At 67.8% G+C, this 25,842-nt stretch carries 28 protein-coding genes; 17 read left to right on the top strand and 11 right to left on the bottom strand.

Annotation, left to right across the window (positions count from 1 at the left end; all coding sequences use genetic code 11):
- Positions 1–108 precede the first annotated feature (108 nt).
- Genes ACWDOP_RS11190 through ACWDOP_RS11175 form a run of 4 tightly spaced genes read right to left on the bottom strand, consistent with a single transcriptional unit; the run spans position 109 to position 2,581 of the window.
- Positions 109–681, bottom strand: coding sequence for a hypothetical protein (locus ACWDOP_RS11190; RefSeq protein WP_456344920.1), 573 nt, complete (start codon positions 679–681; stop codon positions 109–111).
- Positions 654–1,559 (bottom strand): hypothetical protein, encoded by a 906-nt coding sequence (locus tag ACWDOP_RS11185; protein WP_456344919.1) that lies wholly within the window; start codon positions 1,557–1,559, stop codon positions 654–656. Before ACWDOP_RS11185 ends, ACWDOP_RS11190 begins: the two co-directional genes overlap by 28 nt.
- A 2-nt stretch (positions 1,560–1,561) precedes the next feature.
- Entirely contained in the window at positions 1,562–1,834 is a 273-nt protein-coding gene (locus tag ACWDOP_RS11180) for a hypothetical protein (protein ID WP_456344918.1), read from the bottom strand.
- Between the two features lie 54 nt (positions 1,835–1,888).
- The gene (locus ACWDOP_RS11175; RefSeq protein ID WP_456344917.1) at positions 1,889–2,581 is read right to left on the bottom strand and encodes a hypothetical protein; all 693 of its coding nucleotides are present in this window, start codon (positions 2,579–2,581) and stop codon (positions 1,889–1,891) included.
- 937 nt (positions 2,582–3,518) lie between these two features.
- Between ACWDOP_RS11175 and ACWDOP_RS11170 the strand changes: the two genes are divergently transcribed.
- The 8 genes from ACWDOP_RS11170 (at position 3,519) to ACWDOP_RS11135 (ending at position 11,892) form a co-directional block, all read left to right on the top strand.
- Positions 3,519–4,664 (top strand): RNA-guided endonuclease InsQ/TnpB family protein, encoded by a 1,146-nt coding sequence (locus ACWDOP_RS11170; RefSeq protein ID WP_456344916.1) that lies wholly within the window; start codon positions 3,519–3,521, stop codon positions 4,662–4,664.
- A gap of 126 nt (positions 4,665–4,790) precedes the next feature.
- Positions 4,791–5,237 (top strand): SCP2 sterol-binding domain-containing protein, encoded by a 447-nt coding sequence (locus ACWDOP_RS11165; protein WP_456344915.1) that lies wholly within the window; start codon positions 4,791–4,793, stop codon positions 5,235–5,237.
- A 151-nt stretch (positions 5,238–5,388) separates the two neighbouring features.
- The gene (gene pdxS, locus ACWDOP_RS11160) at positions 5,389–6,291 is read left to right on the top strand and encodes a pyridoxal 5'-phosphate synthase lyase subunit PdxS (RefSeq protein ID WP_454207265.1); all 903 of its coding nucleotides are present in this window, start codon (positions 5,389–5,391) and stop codon (positions 6,289–6,291) included.
- Between the two features lie 395 nt (positions 6,292–6,686).
- Positions 6,687–7,571, top strand: coding sequence for an MHYT domain-containing protein (locus tag ACWDOP_RS11155; protein WP_456344914.1), 885 nt, complete (start codon positions 6,687–6,689; stop codon positions 7,569–7,571).
- Between the two features lie 66 nt (positions 7,572–7,637).
- A complete protein-coding gene (locus tag ACWDOP_RS11150) occupies positions 7,638–8,291 on the top strand; it encodes a hypothetical protein (RefSeq protein WP_456344913.1) in 654 nt (217 codons plus the stop codon).
- Positions 8,292–8,537: 246 nt separating this feature from the next.
- Positions 8,538–9,809, top strand: coding sequence for a nucleotidyl transferase AbiEii/AbiGii toxin family protein (locus ACWDOP_RS11145; protein ID WP_456344912.1), 1,272 nt, complete (start codon positions 8,538–8,540; stop codon positions 9,807–9,809).
- Entirely contained in the window at positions 9,809–11,008 is a 1,200-nt protein-coding gene (locus ACWDOP_RS11140) for a nucleotidyl transferase AbiEii/AbiGii toxin family protein (protein ID WP_456344911.1), read from the top strand. Before ACWDOP_RS11145 ends, ACWDOP_RS11140 begins: the two co-directional genes overlap by 1 nt.
- Positions 11,005–11,892 (top strand): nucleotidyl transferase AbiEii/AbiGii toxin family protein, encoded by an 888-nt coding sequence (locus ACWDOP_RS11135; protein WP_456344910.1) that lies wholly within the window; start codon positions 11,005–11,007, stop codon positions 11,890–11,892. Before ACWDOP_RS11140 ends, ACWDOP_RS11135 begins: the two co-directional genes overlap by 4 nt.
- A 35-nt stretch (positions 11,893–11,927) precedes the next feature.
- Here ACWDOP_RS11135 and ACWDOP_RS11130 read toward each other — a convergent pair whose 3' ends face one another.
- Together ACWDOP_RS11130 and ACWDOP_RS11125 are read right to left on the bottom strand one after the other, a co-directional pair.
- Positions 11,928–12,500: a DUF1990 family protein gene (locus ACWDOP_RS11130; RefSeq protein WP_456344909.1), complete on the bottom strand. Its 573-nt coding sequence runs from the start codon at positions 12,498–12,500 to the stop codon at positions 11,928–11,930.
- A 149-nt stretch (positions 12,501–12,649) separates the two neighbouring features.
- Positions 12,650–13,630, bottom strand: a complete 981-nt coding sequence (locus ACWDOP_RS11125; protein ID WP_456344908.1) for an alpha/beta hydrolase — start codon at positions 13,628–13,630, stop codon at positions 12,650–12,652.
- Positions 13,631–13,764: 134 nt separating this feature from the next.
- Here ACWDOP_RS11125 and ACWDOP_RS11120 point away from each other — a divergent pair, with 134 nt between their 5' ends.
- A complete protein-coding gene (locus ACWDOP_RS11120) occupies positions 13,765–14,397 on the top strand; it encodes a hypothetical protein (protein WP_456344907.1) in 633 nt (210 codons plus the stop codon).
- Positions 14,398–14,421: 24 nt separating this feature from the next.
- On the opposite strand, the gene ACWDOP_RS11115 is transcribed toward ACWDOP_RS11120, so the two are convergent.
- Entirely contained in the window at positions 14,422–15,048 is a 627-nt protein-coding gene (locus ACWDOP_RS11115; RefSeq protein ID WP_456344906.1) for a hypothetical protein, read from the bottom strand.
- Positions 15,049–15,073: 25 nt separating this feature from the next.
- The gene (locus ACWDOP_RS11110) at positions 15,074–15,250 is read right to left on the bottom strand and encodes a hypothetical protein (protein WP_456344905.1); all 177 of its coding nucleotides are present in this window, start codon (positions 15,248–15,250) and stop codon (positions 15,074–15,076) included.
- A 130-nt stretch (positions 15,251–15,380) separates the two neighbouring features.
- Between ACWDOP_RS11110 and ACWDOP_RS11105 the strand changes: the two genes are divergently transcribed.
- Positions 15,381–16,235: an acyl-CoA thioesterase gene (locus tag ACWDOP_RS11105; RefSeq protein ID WP_354988825.1), complete on the top strand. Its 855-nt coding sequence runs from the start codon at positions 15,381–15,383 to the stop codon at positions 16,233–16,235.
- Between the two features lie 226 nt (positions 16,236–16,461).
- Here ACWDOP_RS11105 and ACWDOP_RS11100 read toward each other — a convergent pair whose 3' ends face one another.
- Positions 16,462–18,153: an APC family permease gene (locus ACWDOP_RS11100; RefSeq protein ID WP_456345006.1), complete on the bottom strand. Its 1,692-nt coding sequence runs from the start codon at positions 18,151–18,153 to the stop codon at positions 16,462–16,464.
- Positions 18,154–18,361: 208 nt separating this feature from the next.
- Here ACWDOP_RS11100 and pdxT point away from each other — a divergent pair, with 208 nt between their 5' ends.
- Together pdxT and ACWDOP_RS11090 are read left to right on the top strand one after the other, a co-directional pair.
- A complete protein-coding gene (gene pdxT, locus ACWDOP_RS11095; RefSeq protein ID WP_456344904.1) occupies positions 18,362–18,985 on the top strand; it encodes a pyridoxal 5'-phosphate synthase glutaminase subunit PdxT in 624 nt (207 codons plus the stop codon).
- A 147-nt stretch (positions 18,986–19,132) separates the two neighbouring features.
- A complete protein-coding gene (locus tag ACWDOP_RS11090) occupies positions 19,133–19,888 on the top strand; it encodes a YebC/PmpR family DNA-binding transcriptional regulator (protein WP_454207290.1) in 756 nt (251 codons plus the stop codon).
- Between the two features lie 86 nt (positions 19,889–19,974).
- On the opposite strand, the gene ACWDOP_RS11085 is transcribed toward ACWDOP_RS11090, so the two are convergent.
- On the bottom strand, positions 19,975–20,448 hold the full coding sequence (locus tag ACWDOP_RS11085) for a DUF4383 domain-containing protein (protein WP_456345005.1): 474 nt from the start codon (positions 20,446–20,448) through the stop codon (positions 19,975–19,977).
- A gap of 238 nt (positions 20,449–20,686) precedes the next feature.
- Here ACWDOP_RS11085 and ACWDOP_RS11080 point away from each other — a divergent pair, with 238 nt between their 5' ends.
- From ACWDOP_RS11080 to ruvB, 4 genes are all read left to right on the top strand, one after another.
- Complete coding sequence (locus tag ACWDOP_RS11080; protein WP_456344903.1) at positions 20,687–21,133, top strand: acyl-CoA thioesterase; 447 nt, start codon at positions 20,687–20,689, stop codon at positions 21,131–21,133.
- 143 nt (positions 21,134–21,276) lie between these two features.
- A complete protein-coding gene (gene ruvC, locus ACWDOP_RS11075; protein ID WP_454207294.1) occupies positions 21,277–21,846 on the top strand; it encodes a crossover junction endodeoxyribonuclease RuvC in 570 nt (189 codons plus the stop codon).
- Entirely contained in the window at positions 21,843–22,448 is a 606-nt protein-coding gene (gene ruvA / locus ACWDOP_RS11070) for a Holliday junction branch migration protein RuvA (protein WP_454207296.1), read from the top strand. The genes ruvC and ruvA overlap by 4 nt, the downstream gene beginning before the upstream one ends.
- A gap of 6 nt (positions 22,449–22,454) precedes the next feature.
- Positions 22,455–23,588, top strand: coding sequence for a Holliday junction branch migration DNA helicase RuvB (ruvB, locus tag ACWDOP_RS11065; RefSeq protein ID WP_456344902.1), 1,134 nt, complete (start codon positions 22,455–22,457; stop codon positions 23,586–23,588).
- A 61-nt stretch (positions 23,589–23,649) separates the two neighbouring features.
- Here the strand turns inward: ruvB and ACWDOP_RS11060 are convergent, their stop codons facing one another.
- Positions 23,650–25,128 (bottom strand): SDR family oxidoreductase, encoded by a 1,479-nt coding sequence (locus ACWDOP_RS11060; RefSeq protein WP_456344901.1) that lies wholly within the window; start codon positions 25,126–25,128, stop codon positions 23,650–23,652.
- A gap of 149 nt (positions 25,129–25,277) precedes the next feature.
- On the opposite strand from ACWDOP_RS11060, the gene ACWDOP_RS11055 reads away from it, so the two are divergent.
- Positions 25,278–25,613, top strand: a complete 336-nt coding sequence (locus ACWDOP_RS11055; protein ID WP_454207299.1) for a hypothetical protein — start codon at positions 25,278–25,280, stop codon at positions 25,611–25,613.
- Positions 25,614–25,842 lie beyond the last annotated feature (229 nt).

Here is a 25,842-nt window from a genome sequence, read left to right as displayed (position 1 = left end):
CGGCGAGTGCGCTCGATTCGAGTGCGTCCGACGCCGTGCTCCGCCCACCCAGAAATGCGACAACCCAGCCGTTTCGGGGCCGGGTTGTCGAGTCTTCGGCTCACAGTGTCACTGTTGCACTTCACGAGCCAGGTCGATCATGAATTCGATCGTCTTGCGAATGAGTTCGTCCGTCATGACCAGCTTGCCGGTAGGGGTTGTGATGTTTTCCTCCAGGATTTCTAGCTCCACGACCCATGACCCGACCTGTGTCCGATATTTTTGACCGGGAGCGATCCACGCCTTCTCGGAGAATCCCGTAGCGGGAGCGTAGGCCGTATTGGCGGGCTCCGAGGTGCCCTTGAGTTGCGGGTTCCTGACCTGCAACAGTCCAACATACTTATCGGACGCGCTCGGCCGGCAGAGCATCGTCCACTCAATCGGCTTGTCGAAATATTCGGAAACCGCTCCCGGTGAATATTGCACATCTCCGACGGAGAGCTGGGTTTCCAGGAACCCGGCGAGCTGCTCGCATACCTTCCCCTGCTTGACGTGAGAAGGGCTGGCATCGAGGTCCGTCTGCAGGTCGTCTCGATACGGGTCACCGCAGCCGCTGAGCAGCACCACCAGTGCTGATACCGCCAGCAGAACAAATCGAAAATGTCGCATAATCTCTATGCTCCGTCCGTCGAGATCTTCCACAGGACGCTGTTGTCGAGAACTCCGAAGTTATTCACGGAGTATAGAAGCTCGTTGCGGTTGGTCGGGTCCACGTTCTGTCCAGTCGCGCCGGGCCAGTGACCATTTGGCATTCCGGTCGGGACTTCGATCAGCGACCTCAGTTTGCCTTCGTTCACCGACACTTTGGTCGTGGCCGCCAAGATGTCGACGATCCCTTTGGACGCGGACTTACACAGGTCGATGATCGTTGACGCATACGCCGACATGAAGGTTACGATTCCGGTTACCGAATACTGTTTCGCCATCGACGTCGCCACTGCGGCGACCAAGTCTATGACGTGTTTCGCCAAGTCAGCATACAGAGATTCGACCGTCGTGCCGACCGTCTCCAACTCGCTCGCGACCGTGGTCGCATACGTTTTCATCGCCTCGAACGCAGGCTTCTGTTTGTCCGTTCGCATGTTCTGATAGATCAGCTGCGCGGGACCATCCCAATAACCCATCAAATTGGTATCACCGAAATTGTTGGCGGCGTTCTCGAGATCTTTCAGGATACTCACACGCCACACGCCTGCGACATCGATCAAGGTTATCGGCAGCGCGGCCCCGACGAGGAAATCTTTTATCCCGGGCGCCTCGTCGGTTCCGTAAAGCAGATCCTCGATCTTGTTCTTCACCTCCTGCTTCCTGTCTCCGATCGTCCAGGCGTACAGCGGATTATCGAACTCCAGAGGCCATATACCAGACTTTTCTTCGCCCACGAAGAACTTGATCATGTCCTCCGCGACTTTGAACGTGGCGTCCACCTGGGGCGACAACTGATCCAACTTCGGGTCTGCTCCGAGAAGATCGGCGAGAGCCAGACCCAAATTCGCGCGTGCGTCTTCGACTCTACCCACCACTAACCCCCCAGAATCGCCCGGAACTCGTCCCGGCTGGTCTCTTCCTCGTGCTTGTACAGCTCATACCCGTTACGCAAGTGCGAGCCCAGCAGACGGCTCACCTCGGCGCCCTCGGTCAGTAGGAAGTAAGCCACGCCGGGTACCTTCCTGTACACCTCGTAGAAATCGGTGAAGAGTCCGACTTCGGATTCGCTGATATTCACTTCGCTGCTGAGCGTTTTCGTTGCGGCGCTACTGAGGTTGGTGTTGGCGGCATTCCATTCGTCGGCCACGTGAAGCAGCCTGTTCATTGAAACTTCGACTTTGCCGTCCGTTGGGTAACCCATTTATATCCCCCTATTGTCGATCAGTCTTCTACGGTGCTGATCGTCCATCGATTCGAGTTCGTCGTCGCTGTACCCGGAATAGTCATGGGCCGTTGCCAAACTCGGGCGCAGATCACGAATTTTCTGAACGCACGCCAGCGTTTCGCTCTCGAGCATCCATGGCTCGGCGCATCCGGCCCAGCCCAGCCACACCTGAAACGACACGATATTGAGCCGGTTCCCCTTGACCGTCATGACGGGCTCGTCGTCCACCTCGGTCGGTCCGGATACTTGATAGGTTCCCAGGCCGAGGGTTCCGTTCCGCAGACGGGTGTATTCGTCCCACGTACGCGTTTCGAGCAATGCCGCATACCTTTGCCGGGCAGAAACCACTCCGTCGTGCTGGGGTGGCTGACCCGGATCGCCGACAAGCCGGGCGCATCGTTCGTTGACACCGGTCAGGTAGGCGTTCATGAGTTCGGTACCGACCCGGTTGACCGGAACCTCGTTCTTCCAGCGGTAGCTGAATTCCATCCGCACCGGAAGCAAGGCGCTATCGACCACGATCGATACCGGGGATGATGTACTGAGACCGCCGGGCGCGGCATTGGCCGCAGGCCGATCCGACGCTGGTCGATGGATCGGTTCATCGTCCCAGTCGTCGCTGTAGTTACCGAAATTGGTATAGCTGATCACCATGAAGGCGAATGACACCCCTGCCTGTGTAGCCCCCCACACATTGAAGCGATCGGGACGTTACCACGAACCGGACGGTCGGCCAACTCGAACGATCGGGCTTCCATCGGTCCCGGTCAGCCATTGTTCCTGTGCCGCTGCACAAAAGAGCAGTCGAATTCTTGACAAGGGTTGGTATCGGGGCGAACTGGCAGCGATACGGTGGTCGAACGCTGCACTGAATCGGACCACCCCGTGATTCAGTATCTTTGTGCGCGATAGCAATCCGCGTCGATCAAACGGCACTGATGGCCCCTTGTCGAACACGTCCACGCCGCAGATACCAGCAGGCGCGTTGGTAGTGTGGGCGCGAGGTGACCGCGCCGGAGGGCTCCGCCGTGCGGAGCGTGACTCTCCGCCAGTTGCATGCTGTCAGGGTCGAAGGTGGTGGTCAGGGGTGGCCGTCCCGCGCCATCGCTGAAACTGATCGTGGCGGTGGCGATCCAGTCCTGGGTGGTGGGTGGGGGTAGCGGTAGCGCCTTCCTCCTGGTGATGATGAGTGGAGGGGGTGTCGTCGAGGGCGGGCCCTGCGTGGGGCCGGCGTTCTGGTTGTTGATCGCGTGCAATGGCGTGAAGCGCAACAATGGAGCGAATAGTCCCAAAAATGGACCTCTCGGCGCCGGGTCCATCGGCCCCAGTCGCGACGCCGAAACGGCTCGATCGCAATTGGGCACGAAGACGATCACTGTGGCGGGCTGCCGGAATGTGGGCTGGTGTGCCGCCCTTCAGGCGGTGGTGAAAGCCCACGCGGGAAGTCCGCCAAGGCCCGAGCGTGCCCTACAGCGGACGTTCCCGCTGGTCGATGGACCGGCCGCGACACATTGATTGGTGCTCCGCCGACTGAGCCGCAGCGTGAATACTGGCTCCTACCAGTGTGAATAGGTTCTCTGTCGGTGGCCGGCGATACAGTCGCCGGGTGCAACTGCGGTACAACTTCCGCCTTTACCCCACGCCCGGCCAACAAATCTCGTTGGCCAAGGCGTTCGGGTGCGCACGAGTGGTGTTCAACGACGGGCTGGCCGCGAGACAGACAGCGTTCGGCAACGGGCAGCGGCTCTCGGACGCGGAGTTGTCGAAGCGCTTGACTGAGTCGAAGAAGTCGCCCGAACGCGCATGGCTCACCGAAGTATCGTCGGTAGTGTTGCAGCAGGCGCTGGCGGACTTGAACACCGCCTACCGCAACTTCTTTCAGTCGGTGACCGGGAAACGCAAAGGCGCGAGAATGGCACCGCCGAAGTTCCGGTCTCGCAAGGACGCTCGGCAGTCGATCCGGTTCACGAAGAACTCCCGGTTCGCGGTGACGCCGGGCGGGAAGCTCCGGTTACCGAAGGTCGGAGACATCGCGGTGCGCTGGTCAAGGGAACTGCCGTCCGATCCGTCGTCGGTGACCGTGATCAAAGACGCGAGCGGAAGGTATTTCGCGTCGTTCGTGGTGCGAACCGACAACGAGCAGCTGCCGCCCGTGGTGTCTGAGGTGGGTATCGATCTGGGGCTCGCGGCGTTCGCGGTGTTGTCGAACGGGAAGCGGATCGGGTCCCCGCGTATCCTGCGACAGGCGGAACGCCGCTTACGGAAGGCTCAGAAAGCGTTGTCCCGCAAGGAGAAGGGGTCGAAGAACCGAGCCAAGGCTCGGATGAGGGTCGCCATCGCTCACGCCAAAGTGGCCGATACGCGCCGGGATTGGGCGCACAAGCATTCCACCATGATCATCCGTGATAACCAAGCGGTGTATGTGGAGAACTTGAGCATCAAAGGTCTGGCACGGACCCGGTTGGCGAAGTCGGTGCACGATGCAGGGTGGGGCATATTCACGCGGTTGCTGGAGGAAAAAGCCGCCCGATACGGGCGGACCTTCGGGAAGGTCGACCGTTGGTTTCCGTCCACGCGCATGTGCTCGGTGTGTGGGGTGGTCGGGGAGAAGAAGCCGTTGCGTGTCCGGGAATGGACGTGCACTTGCGGTGCGATCCACGACCGCGATCTGAATGCGGCGATCAACATACTCGCGGCCGGACGGGCCGAGAGGTTAAACGCCTGCGGAGGGGCTGTAAGTCTGTCCGCCTAGCGGAGAGCGAGCCCCAGTGAAACAGGAACCCACTGAGAGCGCCCGACAGGGCGCTGGCAGGAATCCCCGCCCTTCAAGGTGGAGAGGACGTCAAGCCAGTTCGAGCGTGCCGGATCGGTCGAGAAAGTGGATGTTCGGTATGTGCTGACCGATGCCGGGCGGGAGCTGGAACCGGTGCTGTTCGGGCTCGGGGCCTGGGGTGCGCGGTGGTCGTTCGGGGAACCCGAGCCCGCGGAGCTCGATGCCCAGTTGCTCGTGTGGTGGATGCACACGCGCTTGGACACGTCCTCGTTCCCGGGCAAGCGGCACGTGCTCTACGTCCGTTTCAGCGATGATCCGCACCGGTACTGGATCGTGGTCGAGGGGGGTGTGCCCTCGGTCTGCGACTCCGATCCGGGTTTTCCGGTCGATGTCACCATCGCCTCCGATGTGAGTTCGCTCTATCAGGTGTGGCTCGGGCGCATACCGCTGCACCACGCCGTGCGCACCGGCCGGCTGCAGTTCCAGGGCCCATCGGACCTGACCCGCCGCATGTCCAGCGTGCTTCGGCTCTCACCTGTTGCGGCGGGTTAGCCTGTCCGCTGTGATGTGCGTTACTGGCCGCGAGGCCAGGCAGTCCAGTGGCGCCCAACTGGCTATGAAGTGGCCTCGAGTGGACGCTTAGAATCAGGATGTTCGTATTCGAGTGAATCCCCGATTGGCCCAGATGACACAGGAGTTTGCCGTGACCTCGTCCGACACCACCCCCTCCATCGGCACCGCCCGCGTGAAGCGCGGCATGGCCGAGATGCTGAAGGGCGGTGTGATCATGGATGTCGTCAACGCCGAGCAGGCCAAGATCGCCGAAGACGCCGGCGCCGTCGCCGTCATGGCGCTCGAGCGCGTGCCCGCCGACATCCGCGCCCAGGGCGGCGTCTCGCGCATGTCCGATCCGGACATGATCGACGGCATCATCGCCGCGGTCTCCATCCCGGTCATGGCCAAGGCCCGTATCGGCCACTTCGTCGAGGCGCAGATCCTGCAGTCGCTCGGTGTGGACTACATCGACGAGTCCGAGGTGCTGACCCCGGCCGACTACGCCAACCACATCGACAAGTTCAACTTCACCGTGCCGTTCGTCTGTGGCGCGACCAACCTGGGCGAGGCGCTGCGCCGTATCACCGAGGGCGCGGCCATGATCCGCTCCAAGGGTGAGGCCGGCACCGGCGACGTCTCCAACGCCACCACCCACATGCGTACCATCCGCGGCGAGATCCGTCGCCTGACCTCGCTGTCCGAGGACGAGCTGTACGTCGCCGCCAAGGAACTGCAGGCCCCGTACGAGCTGGTCCGCGAGGTCGCCGAGACCGGCAAGCTGCCGGTCGTCATGTTCACCGCCGGTGGCATCGCCACCCCGGCCGACGCCGCGATGATGATGCAGCTCGGCGCCGAGGGCGTGTTCGTCGGCTCGGGCATCTTCAAGTCCGGCAACCCGGCTCAGCGCGCGGCCGCCATCGTCAAAGCCACCACCTTCTACGACGACGCCGACGTGCTCGCCAAGGTCTCGCGTGGCCTGGGTGAGGCCATGGTCGGCATCAACGTCGAGGAGATCCCGCAGCCGCACCGGCTCGCCGAGCGCGGCTGGTAAGCGCTCTCCGCGTATCGAATTCACCGCCGGATGGTCTTTCGAGATCATCCGGCGGTTCTTTTGTATCACTACCCTTTTCGCGGTCTCGATGCCGAATGTGACCGTGGTTCGGTGCCTCCGGCCCTAGACAAATCGGCGGGGCTGTGCCGCAGTGTGTTTCACGATGCGCAACCATTTGCTGAGAATGGCGAAATGTCAAGGATGCCATACGTGGCAATGGATTCCGTCGTGCGCCGCGCCGCACCGTTGCTGTCCTGCGGAGTTGGGTTTCAGCTGACCCCGGCAACTTTTTCGCATTGTGCCGGAACAAATTTACTACCTGGTGGTTCGTCGCTAATGTTCGGCTCAGCCGCCGGTGGGACGGTCCCGGCGCAGCCTTCCGGCAAGGAGCCCGCATGCTCGAAATCAATCAGTTCACCTACGGGTGGCTGACTCCGCTTCTGGCGTATGTCATGTCGGTCACCGGGTCGTTGCTGGCCCTGCGCTGCATGGTGCGGGCGCGCGGGTATTCCGGGCACGGTGGCTGGATAGCGACGGGCGCGGTGGCGCTGGGCGGCACCGGGATCTGGGTTATGCATTTCATCGCGATGCTCGGCTTCTCGGTGCACAACGCGACCATTCGTTACGACATCCCGGTGACGATATTGAGCGCGGTGATCGCGATGGGCGTGGTGTGGCTCGGCCTGTCGATCGTGGTGAACCGGCACGGGGGCGAGGGCTTCGCGCTCTGCGTCGGCGGGGCGATCACCGGGCTCGGGGTCGGGGCCATGCACTACTCGGGCATGTACGCCATGAAAACCGATGTGGCCGTGCGATTCGATCCGTGGATCGTGTTCCTGTCGCTGGTGGTCGCGGTGGTGGCGGCGACGGCGGCGCTGTGGTTCGCGCTGCACGTGGACGGCATCGTGGCCACCACCGGCGCGGCGCTGATCATGGGAATCGCGGTGTGCGGCATGCACTACACCGGGATGTTCGCCATGCGGGCGCATGTCGCCGAGCACGTGAGCGCGCCGTCGGGCGCGCAGGCCGGCCAGTTGCTGACCCCGTTGATCATCGCGGTCAGCATGGTGACCATGCTCCTGCTGCTGCAGGTGGGCATCACCGATATCGAGGAGCCGGACCTGAGCCGGATCCGCGGTCAGTACGCCAGCCGATACTGGCCCGTGCCCGAAAGGCCCAGGCGCCGTTTCCGTCCCGAAGACCGCCCGCGCCCGCGCTTTCGCGCCGACGACTTCCCGACCGAGAAGTTCGACCCCCGCCACCGCCGCATGGACGGCTGAGGATCTGCCCATCGCCCGAAAACCGCCGTGACGTAGGGGTGCCCGCTTTGCCAGGATGGGGCGGTGATGACCGCGCCACCGACCTTCCGCGGCGAGTTCGAGACGCACGTGACCGTGCGCGCCGACTCCCCGGCCTCCCTCGATGCCTTCGAACGCTACGCCGCCGCACGGGATCTGAAGTTCACCCATATCCGGCTCGCGCGCGGGCGCGTCTGCGATCAGCCGATGCTGACGGCGGGTTTCACGGGCGAGTACGACGCGGTGCGGGATGCGGTCCAGCGGCTGGTGGCGGATGTCGCGGCGGCCGGTTTTCCGGTGGTGCGCACGAAGATCGAGGCCACGCCCTGGGCCGACGGCGTACCCGGCGATGACCCTCGCGCTCGCGCGATGGGCCCCGACTACTACTTCGAGCACCACGTGAAGCTGCTGCTCCCGCCGGGCGCCGACACCGCCGCCCTCGCGTCGACCGCCGCCGCCCACGCGGCCCACCTGTCCGCCAACGCCCGCCGCACCCGTCCCGACGGTCGCGCCGAGCGGTTCGTCACCCAGCGCTGCCGGCTGGTAGGGGACGTCACCGCCGCCGCGCGCGTACGGGCGCTGCTGGCGGAGCTGGAGTCGGGCGGCTACGAGATCCTGTCCGTGGAAAGGGAGTTCGTCGTATTCGACAGCGACGAGTCCGTCGACGCGGGCTGGATCGACGAGCTCGGCGCGCGGTCGTGAGGCCGGGGTTCGGCTCGTGGCCGGCGGAGCCGCACGCGGCCGATCCGACGCGGCGCGCGGGCTGGATCTCCGAGGTGGCGGAGTTGCCGGCCCGGTGGGCGCGGGCCGGGATCGCTGCCGGTCGGCCGGATCCGCGGCTCGTCGGCGCGGGATCGTCCTGACGGGCCGGGATGCCGCGGAAGCGCGGCGTGGCGAACGATATCGAGTCCGCCCGATCGGGTGGACCGCAACGAAGGAGGGGACGTCGTGACTGCGACATCGTGGGACGAGCTCGGGTACGGGCCGTGGAGTGCCGATCTGGTCGTGCCGGGGGAGGCGCCGTCGGAAGAGGTGCGGGCCGGGCGGGGGTTGCCGCACACCCTGCGGCCGGTGCCGGGGTACGGGGTGGTGCAGCGGCCGGTGTTCGACCCGGCGGCGGCGGGGTTCTCGTACGGGATGCGTTTGAGTGAGCCGCATTTCGAGGACGCGAGCCGGGCGGCGGGATGGTTGGCGGCGCGGCGGGCGGCGATCGATCACGTGCTGGCGGCGGTGGCCGGGTCGGAGTGGGCGGGACAGCTCATGGTGCGGGGGAGCGTGCTGCTAGCGGCGTGGTTCGGCGCTGCGGCGCGGGAGCCGGGCGACGTGGATTTCGTCGTGCTGGATCGGGGGTGGGAGGTCGGCTCGGATCGGACCACCTCGATGTTCGGGGATCTGGCGGCGCGGGCGGCGGCGGAGTCGCGGGCCGAGGACAGCGATGTGCGCATCGACGCGGCCGGGGCGATCGACGGTGAGATCTGGACCTATGATCGGGTGCCGGGGCGCAGGCTGGTGCTGCCGTGGACCTCCACGCGGCCGGGAATCCCTTCCGGCACGGTGCAACTCGACTTCGTCTTCAACGAGAGCCTGCCGCAGGATCCCGCGTGGACCGAGATCGAGCGCGTCGGTGCGGGCGGGCCGCCGGCCCGGCTGCTCGCCGCGAGCCCGGAGCTGTCGCTGGCGTGGAAGCTGCTGTGGATCTACACCGATGTCTACCCCGAGGGCAAGGATCTGTACGACGCGGTCCTGCTCGCCGAGAACTCGACGCCGACCGCGGATCTGCTGGAGCGGGTGGTCGGTCAGCTCTCGCTGGCGAACCTGGGATACGCGGTCTTCCAAGTGGATTGGGCGGAGTTCGCCAAGGACCGTCCGGATCTGGCGCACGAGCAGGACGCGATGATCTGGCGATTGACGGTGGCGCTCGCGCCGGCGTTCGCACCCGGGCTCGGCGCACCGCTGTACGACGCGATAGCCATGTTCCTCGCGCTGGAAATCGACTCGCAGCGTGCGCGATACGCCGCGCGGGGGCAGGTGGTGATCGACGAGCTGATCGACCGCCCCCATCCGCCGACCGCGCACCTGCTCGTCCTGCTGCGCGAGATCCTCGGTCCCGCCGAGCATTCCCTCGACGACGTCGCCGATCTGGTGGTGGCGCGGGGGCTCGAGACGGGGGCTAGCGTGAGCCGTATGAATCCGCACGAGATCGCGTCGGGGTTGAGGTAGTGAGCGAAACAACTTGGGATCGTGCTGTTTACGATCCGGCCGCCGAGCATTCCGGGCTCGACGGCGCCGACGCCGGCGGGTGGCTGGCCGCCCGGCGGGAGGCGATGGACATCGTCGTGGCGGCCATCGCCGAGTCGAGTTGGGTGGACCACCTCGTGCTGCGGGGCAGTGCGCTGTTGAAGGCGTGGTTCGGGGACGCGGCGCGGGAACCGGGGGACCTGGATTTCGTTGTGACGCCGGTCGAATGGCGGATCGACGACGCGGAGGTGGCGCGCATGCTGCCCGATATCGCGGCGCGGGCGGCGGCGCTCTCGCGGATCGCGGGGACCGTGCGTATCGACGCCGAGCCGTTCGTCTCCGATATCGAGCAGCACATCTGGACCTACAACGGGGTGCCCGGATGCCGGCTCGAGCTGACCTGGGAGTGCCCCGAGCGCGGTCGCGGTGATCTGCACCTGGACTTCGCCTTCGGCGAGGAGCTGCCGGACGCGCCGGTGCGCACCGCGATCGCGCGCCTGGGGATTCCGGGGCCCGCGGTCACACTGCGGACCGCGACCCGGCCGTTGAGTCTGGCGTGGAAGCTGCTGTGGCTCGGCGCCGACATGGACGAGGGCGGCGCGAGCGGCAAGGACCTGTACGACGCGGTCCTGCTGGCCGAGCACTGCACCGTTCCCCGTCCGCTCCTGGACGAGGTGCTCGGCCTGGGTGACGTGGAATGCTATTGGTCACCGGAGTCCCGCACCCGCCTGGACGCGCTGCTGGCCGCCGCCGAGAACGTGGAATGGGACGGCTTCGCCGCCGCCTACCCCCACCTCGACCGCGCGCGAGACGATTTCATCTGGCGCCTGGTGGTGGCAGTGGCCCCGGTCTTCCCACCCGGCCTGGAAACCCTCTACGAACGCGTGGCCCTGACCCTGACCGGCCGGGTCACCTACCTGCGCAACCGGATAACGGGCCCGCTACCCGACTACATCGAGCAGACCTTCGCCGCCCGCCCACCCTCGACGGTCGAACAGTTGGTGGTGACCCGCGAGTTGATGGGCCGCGAATCGACCTCGCTCCGCACCGCGGCCGACGCGGTGGCCGCGATGCAGTCCCGCCGCACGACCCGCCCCTACCCCGCCTTCCAGCGCGGCTTCGGCGATCCCCACCGCATAGCCGCAGCCCTGGAGCCTCAGTCGGATCGCTCCCCTCGGTGACCGAATCACCCTGGGAGCGGACTATTTACGACGTCGCCGCAGCCGAGGGATTTCTGTATCGGGACATGGCCGAGCAGTGGCTCGATGCGCGCCGCGAGGCCATGGACCATCTCGTCGGGGCGATTGCCCTGTCGAGCTGGGCCGACAACCTCGTGCTGCGGGGGAGCGTGCTGTTGAAGGCATGGTTCGGCGCGCTGGCCCGCGAACCCGGCGACCTCGACTTCGTTGTCCGGCCCGAGGATCGGCGCATCGACTCCGATTCGGTGGACGACATGTTCGAGGAGATCTCCGACCGGGCCGAGGCATTGTCGCGATCCGGGGGCACCGTTCGGTTGGCGGCTCATCGGTCGGATTACGAGGTCGAGCGCCGGATCTGGACCTACAGCGGCACCCCGGGCCGAAGGCTCGAACTGTCGTGGGAGTGCCCGTATCGCGGCTACGGCGCGCTCCACCTCGATTTCGCCTTCGGTGAGTCGCTGCTCGACGCTCCCGTTCGCGTCGATATCCCGCGTTTCGGCAGCTCCGGTCCCCCGGCGCCCCTGCACGCGGCGAGCCGGTCGCTCAGCCTGGCGTGGAAGCTGTTGTGGCTGGGGGAGGAGTACGACGTGACACCCGGCAAGGATCTCTACGACGCGGTCCTGCTCGCCGAGCACTGCGCCCCCGCCGAGCTCCCGGACACCCTGCTCTACCGGCTGTTCGCGACCGCAGACAGCGAAAGATACTGGCACGGGGGCCTCGGCGGTCCGAACGGCATCCGGTCCCGGGCGGCGGCGGTCGATTGGCGGAGTTTCGCCGTCCACTACCCCCTGCTGGAAGACGCCCACGAGGAGTTCACCGACCGCCTCACCCAGGCCATGTCCCGGATCTTCCCCGCTGCCTCGTAGAGATCGATGTCCGCCACGCGCCCATGGTGGCACGGCTATCCGACAGGCGAGTCCGGGAGCAGGGAGCGGAGGTAGCGGCGGCGGTAGAGGCGTTGGGGCACAAGGAGGATGGGGAACAGGGGGCGCCAGGGGGTGGTGGGGGCGGGGCGCGTTAGGGAGCGGAGGGTCAGGTGGATTGTGCCTTCGGGGGTGCGGTGCACTATGAACGCCTCCTCACCGGAGACCGGGTGGCCGGGGAGCGTCCCGTAGGCGAAGCCGCGGCGGGTCGGGGTGTCTACTACCGCCACCACCCGGGCGGGTTCGTGGATCTCGACGGGGCCGAGGGTGGCCGTTATTCGGTAGTCGGCGTTTAGGGTTGCCCGTAGGGCGGTGGTGGACAGGGGAGTTACGCGAAATCCGCTGCGCCGTTTCACTTCCCAGTGCATCAGGGCCTCGGAGGCGGAGTCCCACAGGGCGTCGCCGCGGCCGAGGGGGACGGTCCGTTCGAATCGGCGGAACCCCGTGCCGGGGTCGGTCCACCGTTCGGCGGCCGGGGCGGTCGCACCTACGTTCGGGTAGCTCGGCTCGGCCGGAAACCCTTGGTGCGCAACTGTCTCGCGCCGGTTCACCGCGCACTCGCCGTCGTGCCGGGCAGCTCGATGCCCGGGCCTCGGGGTGACCTCACGTCGCGCTCTCCTCGTTGTCGGTGCCCGTTCCCCAGGTTCCACCCGATTCGGTCGGTCTGGCAACACGTCGGTTGCCGTGACTCTCCGGTCGATCAGACGGCGCCGCGGAGGGGGACCGCGCCGGGGACCGCGGCGACCGCCTCGGCGCCGGCTGCGGTCGCGGCGGCGTAGAAGTCGGCGGTCGTCGCGCCGGCGAAGAAGTCGCCCGCCCAGCCCGCGGTGAGCAGCTCGACCGAGTCGATGTTCGTCGCGTCGGGGGTGCCGCAGAACGCCTCGCCGAGGGCGTCGGAGCTGGTGCCCTCGGCGTCGGTGTGCGTGCCCGCGGGGAGGCGGACGCCGAGGAAGGGGCGATGTAGCAGGGACTCCAGAGCCGTTGTGCCGGTGCCGAAGTTGTTGCACAGGGACGGGGGTGCGGAGATCGCGAGGATCGGGAGGTCGGTGCCGTCCAGGTCGGTGAGGGCGCGGTCGGTGTTCGAGCCGAGGAACGACTTCACCGGGTCCAGGAGCACCACGCCACGCAGGTGGTCCCAGGTGGCGGGGTGGCGCACGTGCAGGCTGTGGGCGACGTACTCCACGGCCTCGCCGCCCGCGGAGTGCCCGACGAAGACGAAGTTCGCGGGGATGGCGGGCGGGGTCACACCCTGGCGGGCGGCCGCGTCGGACAGGCTGCGGGCCAGCGGACCGGCGGGGTCGCCCGCGGTGGCGAAGAGCTCGGCGACCTCGTCGAGGAACGGCGTGTTGTCGCCCAGGTTCTGCAGGGTGCAGCCCGCGAGATCGAAGAACGGCAGGCTGGGTGCGAACACGAGGTAGCCGGCGTCGGACAGCGTCCGCGCGAGCGACGCGACATTGCCGGAGTTGCGCGCGAATCCGTGCTGCACCCAGACCATTCCGCGCGGTTCGCCGTCGGGCAGGTACCACTCGGCGCTCTGCCGCACTTGCGATGCCGCGCAGGGAATCGCGATCTCACCGCCGAGCACCGGGCCCGCCGTGCCCGCGGGCGCTCCCGGCCCGGCGCAGAACGCGGCGAGCAGGGCGGCGGCGACGGCGGTCAACGCCGGTCCTCGATGGTTCATGGCAACTCCCGCGGCGACCGCACCGACTTCGACAAAGTGGTGTTTCATACTGTTCGTGCTCAGTATGTGCGCGTGAGTCGATCTTGGATGACGGTTCGCCGATGAGCCCCGAATTCACCGAGAGTGGGTAGCCCATGGTGTCCGTCCTGATGCTGGCGATCGCGGCGGTCCAGCTGGCCTGCGTCGCGGCGCTACCGGCCGCGCTGCGCGAACCGCGGGTGTGGTTGCTGCGCCTGGTGGGCGTGGGCGTGGCCTACGACTCGGCGATCATCGGCCTCGGGTCGCTACTCGGTGAGGGAGACCTGCTGCACGCCCTGAGCATGGGCCGTTTCCTCGGCCACGCGATTCTCACCCCGCTGCTGGTGGTCTGGGCTGCGGACCGCGTGCGCATGCGGTGGTTCCCGGTGTGGGCGGCCTGGCTCGCGACGGTCGCGCTCATAGCGTGGGCCCTGCTGAGCGAGGTGGCCGGACTCGAACTCGAAACCCGGGACTACGCGGACACCCTGCGCTACACCGCGCAACATCCCGCCGGGCCGCCGTATCCGACGCTGGTCGTCATCGCCCTGCTCTGCGTCGCGTGCGTGGTGCTGTGGCGGCGCGAGGGGCTGTACTGGCCGCTGCTCGGCGTCATCGGGGTGACGGTGGCGTCGGGGGCCGCGTTCGCGGTCCCGCCGCTGGGCAACGCGGGCGAGGCGCTGCTGCTCGCGGGCCTGGTGACCGCCGAGCGTTCCCGGCCCGGGCGGCTCGGCGCCGCTCCGCCGGACTGACGCCGGACGGCGAGCGCTCCCGGCTCAGCGCCGATCCGCCGGGCTGAGCCGGACCGCCGGGCGGTCGGGGTGATCCCAGGCGACCAACAGGTCGGGTTCCTGCGGATGCGCCCGCCGATGTTCGACCGACGCGGTGATGGTGAAGCCGTTCTCGGGCGCGGTGTGCCGGCGCAGCGCCGCTTCGGACATGTGCAGGGCGACCGAGAGATCGATGGACAATCCCCGGCCCAGCAGCATCGGCCCGGCGATCAGCACCACGGATCCGGCCGGGGCGGTGCGGATTCGGGCGCGGGCGGAGCGATCGGTCGACTCGTTCCACAGGGCGGGCAGCCACCGCCCGTGTTCGTGCAGCGCGTCGATCACTTCGCGGGTGAGTGCGGGATAGTCGAACCAGCCTGTGCGGTAGGTGAATTCGTCGTCGCGGTCGTATTCCAGCCGCACTGAGGCGGGCCGGACGTAATCGTGCAGCGACACCACCTCGGCCGGGCGTCCGTGCGTGCGCAGGTGATCGGCGACCTGGTGCGCGAAGGACACCGGATCCGCGGCGTCGGCCCCGTCGATCGCGACGATCGCGAACCCGGGCAGTTCGGCCGCACGGTCCGCGACCAGTTCGGTCAGGGCATCGGGGGTGATGGGGGCGAACGCGGGCACCAGCCCATCATGCCGGGCGCGGCGGTCAGGAGTAGTCGCGGAAGGTCATCAGCAGTCCGGCCGCGCCGAGCATGATCAACCCGATCCAGCAGAGCACCCGCACCCACGTCCACGGCAGATCGCGCACCCACAGCCCGCTGACCAGGACCGTGATCAACATCAGCGCCCCGTAGAAGGGCGTGCGCTCGGGATGACCGCCCATAGTTCCTGGGTACGCCCCTTCCCGCGTCCGCGCCACCCGCCCTGACACGCGGACTCGGGACGGGTACCGTCCGCCCGATCGCCGGTCCCCGGTTGTTAGCCTGAGCCGGACAATCCGGAAGGGGACGTGCATGGCGACGATCGAAGAGGCCCTCGAAATAGAGCGGCTCGAGCGTGACATCTTCCGCGGCGCGTCCACCAAGACGCAGTTGCCGCGCACGTTCGGCGGACAGGTCGCGGGTCAGTCGCTGGTCGCGGCGGTGCGCACGGTTGACCCGCACTACCAGGTGCATTCGCTGCACGGGTACTTCCTGCGGCCCGGAAACCCGCTCGAGCCGACCGTCTACCTGGTCGATCGGATTCGCGACGGTCGCTCGTTCTGCACCCGCCGCGTGACCGGGGTCCAGAACGGCGAGGCCATCTTCACCATGTCGGCCTCCTTCCACACCGCCGGCGACGAGGGCCCCGAGCATCAGGACGAGATGCCGCAGGTGCCGCCGCCGGACGAGCTGCCCGACGCCATGACCACCATGAGCCCGGAACGCCTGTGGGCCATGCGCGAATGGGAGCACTGGGACATCCGCACCGTGCCGCAGGAGCAGGTGGCCCGCCGCGACGGCCTGGCCGCCCAGCAGCAGGTGTGGTTCCGGTACCGCCATCCGCTGCCCGAGGATCCGCTGTTCCACGTCTGCACCCTGGCGTACATGAGCGATATGACCCTGCTCGGGTCGTCCAAGGTGCCGCACCCGGATTCACCGACCCAGAACGCCTCGCTCGATCACGCGATGTGGTTCCTGCGCGACTTCCGCGCCGACGACTGGCTGCTCTACGACCAGCAGTCTCCGTCCGCGGGCTTCGGCCGCGCCCTGACCGCGGGCCGGATCTGGAACCAGCGCGGGGAACTGGTGGCGGTCGTGGTCCAGGAGGGCCTGATCCGGACCTTCCGCGACAAGAACGCCGAGTCGTTCCCGCCCGGGACGAACTGAGCTCGAACCGGCCGGCCGTGGTCGCGGTGATCCGCCGCCGGCATGCCAGTGCGATGACCTCCACCCGCCGGGCGGTCGGCCGTTGCATCCGAGATCGGTCGAGGTAACGCCACGCGATCCGAACCGGCACGGCGACAACCGCTTTCGAACAAGCACGGGGCCCCGGCGACCGAAGTCGCCGGGGCCGCCGTCCCCCGATCCGGGCCCTGCTGCGGGGCGGGCCGGATCAGGCGGTCGGTATCCGCAGGTGACAGACGACGGTGTCGGGCAGTTTGCGCAGCACCCGTTCCAGTTCGTCGCTGCGGTGGCTGGGCAGCAGGTGATTCCAGCCCGCGGGCGGCTCTACTTCCGCGATCACCACGACCTTGCGGCGGCCGGCGAAGTTGTCGCGCACGTAGCGCGCCACCGGCCCGCCGACCGTGGAGTCGCCGTCCTCGAGCAGCAGCAGCCGCACATCGGGATGCCAGGTCTCCCATTCCTTGGTGAAGACGCGAATGTTCTCCCCGGGCAGGCAGACGTGGACGGCGGTCACGTCGCGGCCCAGTGACAGTGCGGCCGAGAGGGCTTCGCGGCTGAGCTCGGAGACCTCCGAGACCGGCACCACGATGGCGATATCGCTCGCGCGCGGCGCCGCGGGCACACATCCCGCGCCGCGGTATCCATCGATCCTGGTGTAGGTCTTGCGAATTCGCTCCATGCCGAACACCAGTAGCGGCAGCACGAGCACGATGAGCCAGGCGCCCTCGGTGAACTTCATCGTCGTGGTGACGATGGCGGCCACGAAGGTCAGCGTCGCGCCGAGCCCGTTCAGCGCGATGCGCCGGCGCCAGCCCGTGGTCCGCACCGCCAGCCAGTGCCGCACCATGCCGAACTGGGCGATGGTGAACCCGACGAAGACGCCGATGGCGAACAGCGGCACCAGGGCGTTCATGTTGCCCTCGGAGGCGATCAGCAGCACCGTGGCCGTAACGCCCAGTGCCAGTACGCCGTACCGGTACACCGCGCGCGGCGAGCTGACCGCGAACCGGTGCGGCAGGCAGTTGTCGTCGGCGAGGATCTTGGTCAGTGTCGGCAGGCCGCCGTAGGAGGTGTTGGCGGCCAGCGCGAGCAGGATCACGGTGGCGAATTGCACCACGTAGTAGGCGATTCCGTGCCCCAGCGCGGTCTCGGTGAGCTGGGAGAGCACGGTGGTGCCCTCGACGGGATGCACTTCGAACTTCTGGATGAGGGCCGCCAGCCCCAGCAGCATGACGCCGAGCAGCACCCCGAGCGCCACTTCCGCGCGCTGGGCACGGCGCACCCCGGGCTCGCTGAAGGACGGCACGGCGTTGGCGATCGCCTCGACGCCGGTCAGTGCCGCGCACCCGCTGGAGAATGCCTTGAGCAACAGCAGCACGCCGATGGTGTGCGCGTCGATCGCCACCGCCGATCCGGTGGCCACGCTCGCGGGTTCCGACCGCAGCAGGCCGCCGACGATCACCGCGAGGATGCCGAGCACGAAGACCACGGTCGGGGCCATGAACGCCCGCGCGCTCTCGCGAATGCCGTACAGGTTGAGCACGGTGATCCCGGCCAGAATGCCCAGGCACAGCCACACGGTGTAGGGCAGCAGTTGCGGGAAGGCCGAGGTCAGCGCCGCGACACCGGCGGCGATGGACACGGCCACGTTCAGCACGTAGTCCACGATCAGCGACGCCGCGGCGACCAGGCTCGTGCGATCACCGAGCCGCTCCCGGGCCACGGCGTATGCGCCGCCGCCGTTGGGGAAGGCGGCGATGACCTGCCGGTACGAGGCGATCAGCACGGCCAGCAGCACCACGATGGCCGCGGTGACGGGCAGGGTGAAGCCCAGTCCGGTCGCGCCCGCGGCGGCCAGGACCAGCACGATCGCCTCGGGGCCGTAGGACACCGAGGCCATGGCGTCGAGGGAGAGTCCGGCCAAGCCGGTCGAAACGGTCAGCCCGCGCCGAGGCGGGGGAGCGGTGATCCCCCCGCGCGGCCCGGGCGAGGTTTGCGGTAGCACATCGGTCACATCGCGCAGTGTTCTCCGAAATCGACCGCGTGACGCCCGTCCTGACGGAACCTCTACACCCCGGGTGAGCAGGGCCACACCACCCCGCGAACGTATGCTCGGGGGCGTGACTGCGACGATTGGTGTGCTGGCTCTGCAAGGCGATGTGCGCGAGCACATGCACGCGCTCGAGGCGTGTGGCGCGCGGCCGGTGCCGGTGCGCCGCGAGGCGGAACTGGCCGCGGTCGACGGGCTCGTGATCCCGGGCGGCGAATCCACGGCGATCAGCAAGCTGCTCGAGGTCTTCGAACTGCTGGAGCCGCTGAAGCAGCGCCTGCGCGAGGGACTTCCCGCCTACGGCTCGTGCGCGGGCATGATCCTGCTGGCCTCCGAGGTGCTCGACACCCGCCCGGACATGAAGCCGCTGCACGGCATCGACATGACCGTGCGCCGCAACGCCTTCGGCCGCCAGGTCGATTCGTTCGAGACCGATCTGGAGTTCGCGGGCCTGGACGACGGTCCGGTGCGCGCGGTGTTCATTCGCGCGCCCTGGGTCGAGCGCGCGGGCGACGGGGTCGAGGTGCTGGCCCGGGTGCCCTCGGGCCCGGCGGCGGGGACGATCGTCGCGGTGCGCCAGGGCAATGTCATGGCCACCTCCTTCCATCCCGAGGTGACCGGCGACCTGCGCGTGCACCGGCTTTTCGTCGACACCCTGGTGCGCCCGCGCGCCGGAGTGTGACCCGCTCGACCCCGATCATGTGCGCGCGGCCATGATGGGGGCGCGCAGTAGACTGGGGCGCTGTCCGTCCGTGGGCTCTTCGGCGGTACTTCCGGGTAGGTAGTACATGTTGGAAGTACCGAGCCCCCTGAACCGAGGAAGTAGGGAATGAGCGGCCACTCCAAATGGGCCACCACCAAGCACAAGAAGGCCGGGATCGACGCGAAGCGCGGCAAGCTCTTCGCCAAGTTGATCAAGAACATCGAGGTGGCGGCCCGCACCGGTGGAAGTGACCCGGACGGCAACCCCACGCTGTACGACGCCATTCAGAAGGCGAAGAAGTCGTCGGTCCCCAACGACAACATCGAGCGCGCGCGCAAGCGCGGCGGCGGTGAAGAGGCGGGCGGCGCCGACTGGCAGACCATCATGTACGAGGGCTATGGCCCCAATGGTGTTGCGGTGCTGATCGAATGCCTCACCGACAACCGCAACCGCGCGGCCGGTGAGGTGCGCGTGGCCATGACCCGCAACGGCGGCAGCATGGCCGACCCGGGTTCGGTGTCGTACCTGTTCCACCGCAAGGGCATCGTCAATCTGGAGAAGAACGGCCTGTCCGAGGACGACGTCCTGATGGCCGTGCTGGACGCGGGCGCCGAAGAGGTCAACGACCTGGGCGACTCGTTCGAGGTCATCTCCGAGCCGACCGACCTGATCGCGGTGCGAAAGGCGTTGCAGGAGGCCGGTTACGACTACGACTCCGCCGATTCCGGCTTCCAGCCGTCGATGTCGGTCGCGGTCGACGCCGATACCGCCCGCAAGGTGTTCAAGCTCGTCGACGCCCTCGAGGACAGCGACGACGTGCAGAACGTCTACACCAACGTGGACATCTCCGACGAGGTCATGGCGGAGCTGGACGCCGAGTAGGCGCTGCTCGCAGTCGCACGACGGCCGCTCCCCGAATCGGGGGCGGCCGTCGTTGTCGTTTCGGATCGCTTACGCGCGCCGCGTTGTCAGCGCATCACGGTGCGGGTGCGGGGCGTGATGCCGCTCATGCGCGGCAGCACCAGTCCGAGCACGAGCATCCCCACGCCGAGCACGAGGTGCAGCCAGTTGTCGGCGGTGTTCACCGGCACGAAATTGGCTTCCTTCGCCTGGTCGACGACCAGGCCGTAGAGCCACAGCACCAGGTAGATGACGCCGCCGCCGAGCAGGAACAACCGCGAATCCCGCGCCGCGCGCATAGCCACCAGCCCGGCCACACCGAAGATCAGATGAACGATGTTGTGCAGCACGGACACCTGGAAGGTATCCAGTAGCAGGGCATGCGATTCGTGCCCGGCGCCTTCGAGCGCGTCGTAGTTGGTGACCACGCCGGGTACGAAACCCAGCACGCCGATGAGCAGGAACACCGCGCCCACCACGCCGGCCGCGATCTGCAGCGGTGTCTTGCGGGTGGGGGTGGTTCCGGTACCGAATGTCGCCATATCCATTCGCCTTTCCTCGATCCGGCGTAGATCCCCGCACGGAACGTCACGAACATCCGCTCGCCGGCTGTCCCGGTGCTACCCGGTCGATTCGGGCACAAACGGCGGGATCGACTCCGGCGGAACCGAATCCGGATTCGCGCCGGTTCCCCTCTTCGCGGTGGCGCATGCCGAACCGTTCTCGCAGATCAGCCCGTCGCACCGGAAATGTGTCGGTGCCCTCTGGCATGGTGTCCGCGTGACGATCGCGTATGAGCCGTTCCGAATCCGGGTCGAGGTCAGGGTGTCCGATCTGGACCTGCAGTTGCACGTGACAGGAGCCGCGTACCAGCAGTTCGCCGACCATTCGAGGTTCGAATGCGTACGGGCGGCGGGTGTTTCGGTGGAGCGAATGCTGGCCGACGGGTTCGGGCCGGTGAATCTGGAGACGGTCATCAAATACCACCGCGAGCTGCGCGCCGGTGACGCGGTGGACGTGACCTGCGCGTGGGTGTGGGGCGGGGGCAAGACCTATCGGGTGGAGCACGAGTTGATCCGCGCGGACGGGGAACTCTCGGCGACGGTCTCCTTCGTGAGCGGGATGCTGGACCTGCGCTCGCGCCGGTTGGTGGCCGACCCGGCGGCGGAATGGGCGGGGCGAGCGAAGGATCCGGGGCTGCTGGGTTTGACGCCGGTCTGTCCCTGAGGCGTGGACGTGCCGGACGCCGGATCCGCCCGGCGCGGAGCCACTTCCGGGCGCCGAGCGCGCGCTCGTGTCGATGAGCGATCGGGCCGCGCGGCTGCGCTAGACTCTCGAACAATTGTTCGTCTGCGGTGGAAGGGGATCACGTGCGGGTGATGGGCGTCGACCCCGGGCTCACCCGGTGCGGGCTCAGCATGGTCGAGGGCGGGGTGGGCCGCACGGTGAAGGCCATTCACGTCGACGTGGTGCGCACACCGGCCGATATGAACCTCGCCGAACGCCTGATGGGCGTCGCCGATGCCGCCGAGCAGTGGATGGACAGGTACGAGCCGCAGGCCGTGGCGATCGAGCGGGTGTTCTCCCAGCACAACGTGCGCACCGCCATGGCCACCGCGCAGGCCGCGGGGGTGGTCGCGCTGGCGGCCGCGCGCCGGGGCATTCCGGTGCACTTCCACACCCCGAGCGAGGTCAAGGCCGCGGTCACCGGCAGCGGTACCGCGGACAAGGCGCAAGTGACCGCGATGGTGACCCGTATCCTCGGGCTGGCGGTCGCGCCGAAACCCGCCGACGCCGCCGACGCGCTCGCACTGGCCATCTGCCACTGCTGGCGCGCACCGCTGATCGAGCGCATGGCCAAGGCGGAGGCCGCGGCGGCGGCGCAGCGGCGCATGTACGAGGAAAGGCTTGCCCAGCAACGAAAGGCGGTATCCGGGTGATCGCGTCGGTACGCGGTGAGGTGCTCGAGATCGGGCTCGACCATGTGGTCCTGGAGGCCGCGGGGGTCGGGTATCGGCTCAACGCCACTCCCGCCACGCTATCCACGCTCACTCGCGGCGAGGACTCGCGGCTCTACACGACGATGATCGTGCGCGAGGATTCCATGACGCTGTTCGGTTTCTCCGACACCGAGTCGCGCGAACTGTTCGGACTGCTGCTGAGCGTGTCCGGCGTCGGCCCGAAGATCGCGATGGCGGTGCTCGCGGTGCTCGAGCCCGAGGCGCTGCGCAAGGCGCTGGCCGAATCCAACGTGGCGGCGCTGACCCGGGTGCCGGGCATCGGCAAGCGCGGCGCGGAGCGCATGGTGGTCGAGCTGCGCGACAAGGTGGATCTGGTTCCCGTGCAGTCGGGTCCGCCCGGATCCGCGGCGGCGGCGCCCGTCACCCCGGTGCGCGAACAGGTGGTGGAGGCGCTGGTCGGCCTGGGTTTCCCGGCCAAGCAGGCCGAGCCGGCCGTGGACGCGATTCTGGTGACCGACCCGGATCTGACCATCTCGCAGACGTTGCGCGCGGCGCTGGGGCTGCTCGGCAAGAATCGGTAGCGGCTCATGATCGACGAACCGGACGCCTACGAACCCGACGAGTTCAAGTCCTACCCACCCGAATTCGCCGTCGGGGCCGCCGAATCGGCGGTCAGTGCCGGCTATCTGGCCTCCGACGGGGAGATAGAGGCCAGTCTGCGCCCGAAGTCGCTCGACGATTTCATCGGCCAGCCCCGGGTGCGCGAACAGCTGGCGCTGGTGCTGCGCGGCGCCAAATTGCGCGGCGGCACACCGGATCACGTGCTGCTGTCGGGGCCGCCCGGGCTGGGCAAGACGAGTATGGCGATGATCATCGCGGGGGAGCTGGGCACCGCGCTGCGGCTGACCTCCGGTCCGGCGCTCGAACGCGCCGGTGATCTGGCGGCCATGCTCAGCAATCTCGTCGAGGGCGATGTGCTGTTCATCGACGAGATCCATCGCATGGCTCGGCCCGCCGAGGAAATGCTGTACCTGGCGATGGAGGATTTCCGCGTCGACGTGGTGGTCGGCAAGGGGCCGGGGGCGACCTCGATTCCCCTGGACATCGCACCGTTCACCCTCGTCGGGGCGACCACCCGTTCGGGTGCGCTGACCGGGCCGCTGCGCGACCGGTTCGGTTTCACCGGGCACATGGATTTCTACGAGCCCGCGGAGCTGAAGCTCATTCTCGAGCGGTCGGCTCGAATCCTCGGTGTGCGACTGGAATCCGATGCCGCCGCCGAGATCGCCGGCCGGTCCCGGGGTACGCCCCGCATCGCGAACCGCCTGCTGCGCCGGGTGCGCGACTACGCCGAGGTGAAGGCCGACGGCCTGGTCACCAAGGACATCGCGCACGCGGCGCTGGCGGTCTACGACGTGGATGTGCTCGGGCTGGATCGCCTCGACCGGTCGGTGCTCTCGGCGCTGATCCGCAGCTTCAACGGCGGGCCGGTGGGTGTGTCGACCCTCGCGGTCGCCGTCGGCGAGGAAGCCGCGACGGTCGAGGAGGTCTGCGAGCCGTTCCTGGTCCGGGCGGGCCTGGTGGCGCGCACGCCGCGCGGCCGGGTCGCCACCGCCGCCGCGTGGGAGCACCTGGGTCTGGTGCCGCCCGCGGATCTGGTGTTCGGGTCCATCGAAGTTCGTGCCCGGGAACAGCATCCGGGGTTGTTCGACTCGCTGTGAGTGTGCGGGCGCCGCCCATCTCGGTCGATGGGCGGCGGGTCGGTCATGTCCGCCTGCGGGCCTAGGAGTTCTCTTCGGCGCGAACGGGATTCGCCTCGGCCGCACCGATGATGTTGCGGACCATCCCGCCGAAGACCACGCCGTGGAACGGCGCCACGGCCTTCCAGTACGCGTGCCCGGACAGTCCGTGCGGCTCGAAGATGGCGCGCTGCCGGTACATCGTGCCGCCGTCCGGATCGGGATCGGCGGACAGTTCCAGCCACGCGCCGCCGGGTACGCGCATCTCCGCGCGCAGGCGCAGCAGCCGGGGGCGTTCGATGTATTCCACGCGCCACCAGTCCAGGGCCTCCCCGGTGCGCAGGCGATGCGGGTCGCGACGACCGCGGCGCAGCCCGACCCCGCCCGCGAGCTTGTCGATCCAGCCGCGCACCGACCAGGCCAGTGGGAACGAGTACCAGCCGTGTTCGCCGCCGATGGATTCGATGACCTTCCAGACCGCGTCGGGTGCGGCGTCGGTGTGGCGTTCGCGGTAGTCCAGATAAACCGAGCCGCCGGACCATTCGGGGTCGGTGGGCAGCGGATCGGACGGTGCTTCCGGGTACTCGGCGTCGGACCAGCGCGTGGTGACGTCGAAACTGCGGATCCGGGTCAGGGCGAGCCCCACCGCGCGGTCGAAACCGGTGAGGCCCTCGGGCGGGTCGGGGATGTGGTCGGCGATGTCGTGCTCGTGGCAGACGACCTCGTGGATCAGCGACTCCACCAGCGGCACCGCGATGGCGCGCGGCACCGGGGTGACCAGGTTGACCCACTGGGCCGAGAGCCAGGGGGTCAGGATCGGCACCGGGACGATGCGCCGGTGCGGCAGGTCGGCGATCTCGGCGTAGCGGTGCAGCATGTCGAGGTAGGTCAGGACGTCGGGGCCGCCGATGTCGAACGAGCGGTTCACCTCGGCGGGCAGGTCGGCGGCGTGGGTGAGGTAGTACAGCACGTCGCGAATGGCGATGGGCTGGATGCGATTGCGGACCCAGCGCGGGGTGATCATGGCGGGCAGGCGTTCGGACAGGTAGCGCAGCATTTCGAAACTGGCGGAACCGGATCCGATGATGACCGCGGCCCGGAACTCGACCGTGGGCACGCCCGAGGCGAGCAGGATCTGCCCGACCTCCACGCGCGAGGCCAGGTGCGGGGACAGATGTTCGGCGTCGGGTTTGATGCCGCCGAGGTAGACGATGCGGGTCACGCCCGTCGCGGCGGCGGCCTCGGCGACGGTGGTCGCGGCCTGCCGGTCGATGTCGACGAAATCCCGGCGGACCAGCGAGTGCACCAGGTAGTAGACGACATCGGCGTCGGTCAGGGCCCGGGTGACCGATTCGGCGTCGGTGACATCGCCGGTGACGACCTCCACGCGGTCACGCCACGGGGCTTCGGCGAGTTTGCCGGGATTGCGGGCCAGGACCCGGACCGAATGGCCCCGGTCCAGGAGTTCGGGGACCAGCCGGCCGCCGATGTATCCGGTCGCACCGAGCACCACACACCGCACCACATGCCTCCTGGCCGCGTCATACCTCGTCGATTCGGTTTCGAACTGCGACTTCCCGAGAGTGCTTCCACCAAACTACGCCCCGGCGGTTAGTGTCGGACGGAGCGTGCAATCCCCGAGAGTCACGAAAACTCACAGTGGAGGATGTTGTGCGATACCGAACCCCCCGTGCATTCACCGGTGCGTCGCTGGCGGCGCTCGCGCTGACCGCGCTGCTGGCCACCGGGTGCGACAAGGCCGAGGAAGCCGTCAACAAGGGCGGTGACACCCCGTGTAGCGAGTTCCGGACCCAGGACAACGACAAGCGCGAGGTGACCGTGCGCAAGTACCTGGAGAACGACACCCAGCTCACCACGGGGACGCCCGATACCGGCATGGTGAACGCGGCGATCACCGCGATCGATCTCATGTGCCGGGCGCAGGCGAATCCCGACACTCCGATTCGCAACGCGGATTTGAGCGGGATCGTCGTTCCGAAGAACTAGGGCGGGCGTCGGGTCGCGGGTGCCCTGTCGGTGCTCGCGACCCGAGACGTCTTCTCGCGGCGGCGGGTTGGCGGTTCGACGCGGACCGCTGGGTTTGCTATTGGATCGCCACCGGGGGTGACCGGGAGTGATCTCGATCTCCAAAATATTTGCGGTTTAATCCGTTTGATGTTCCTCGTCTCGGCTATTGCGTGGTCAGGCACCCGGATCGACAGGGTGCGGAGACGAA

The organism is Nocardia sp. NPDC003693 (assembly GCF_053981095.1).
The sequence above is the reverse complement of the archived record's forward strand: the minus strand, read 5'-3'. Positions and strand labels throughout refer to the sequence as shown.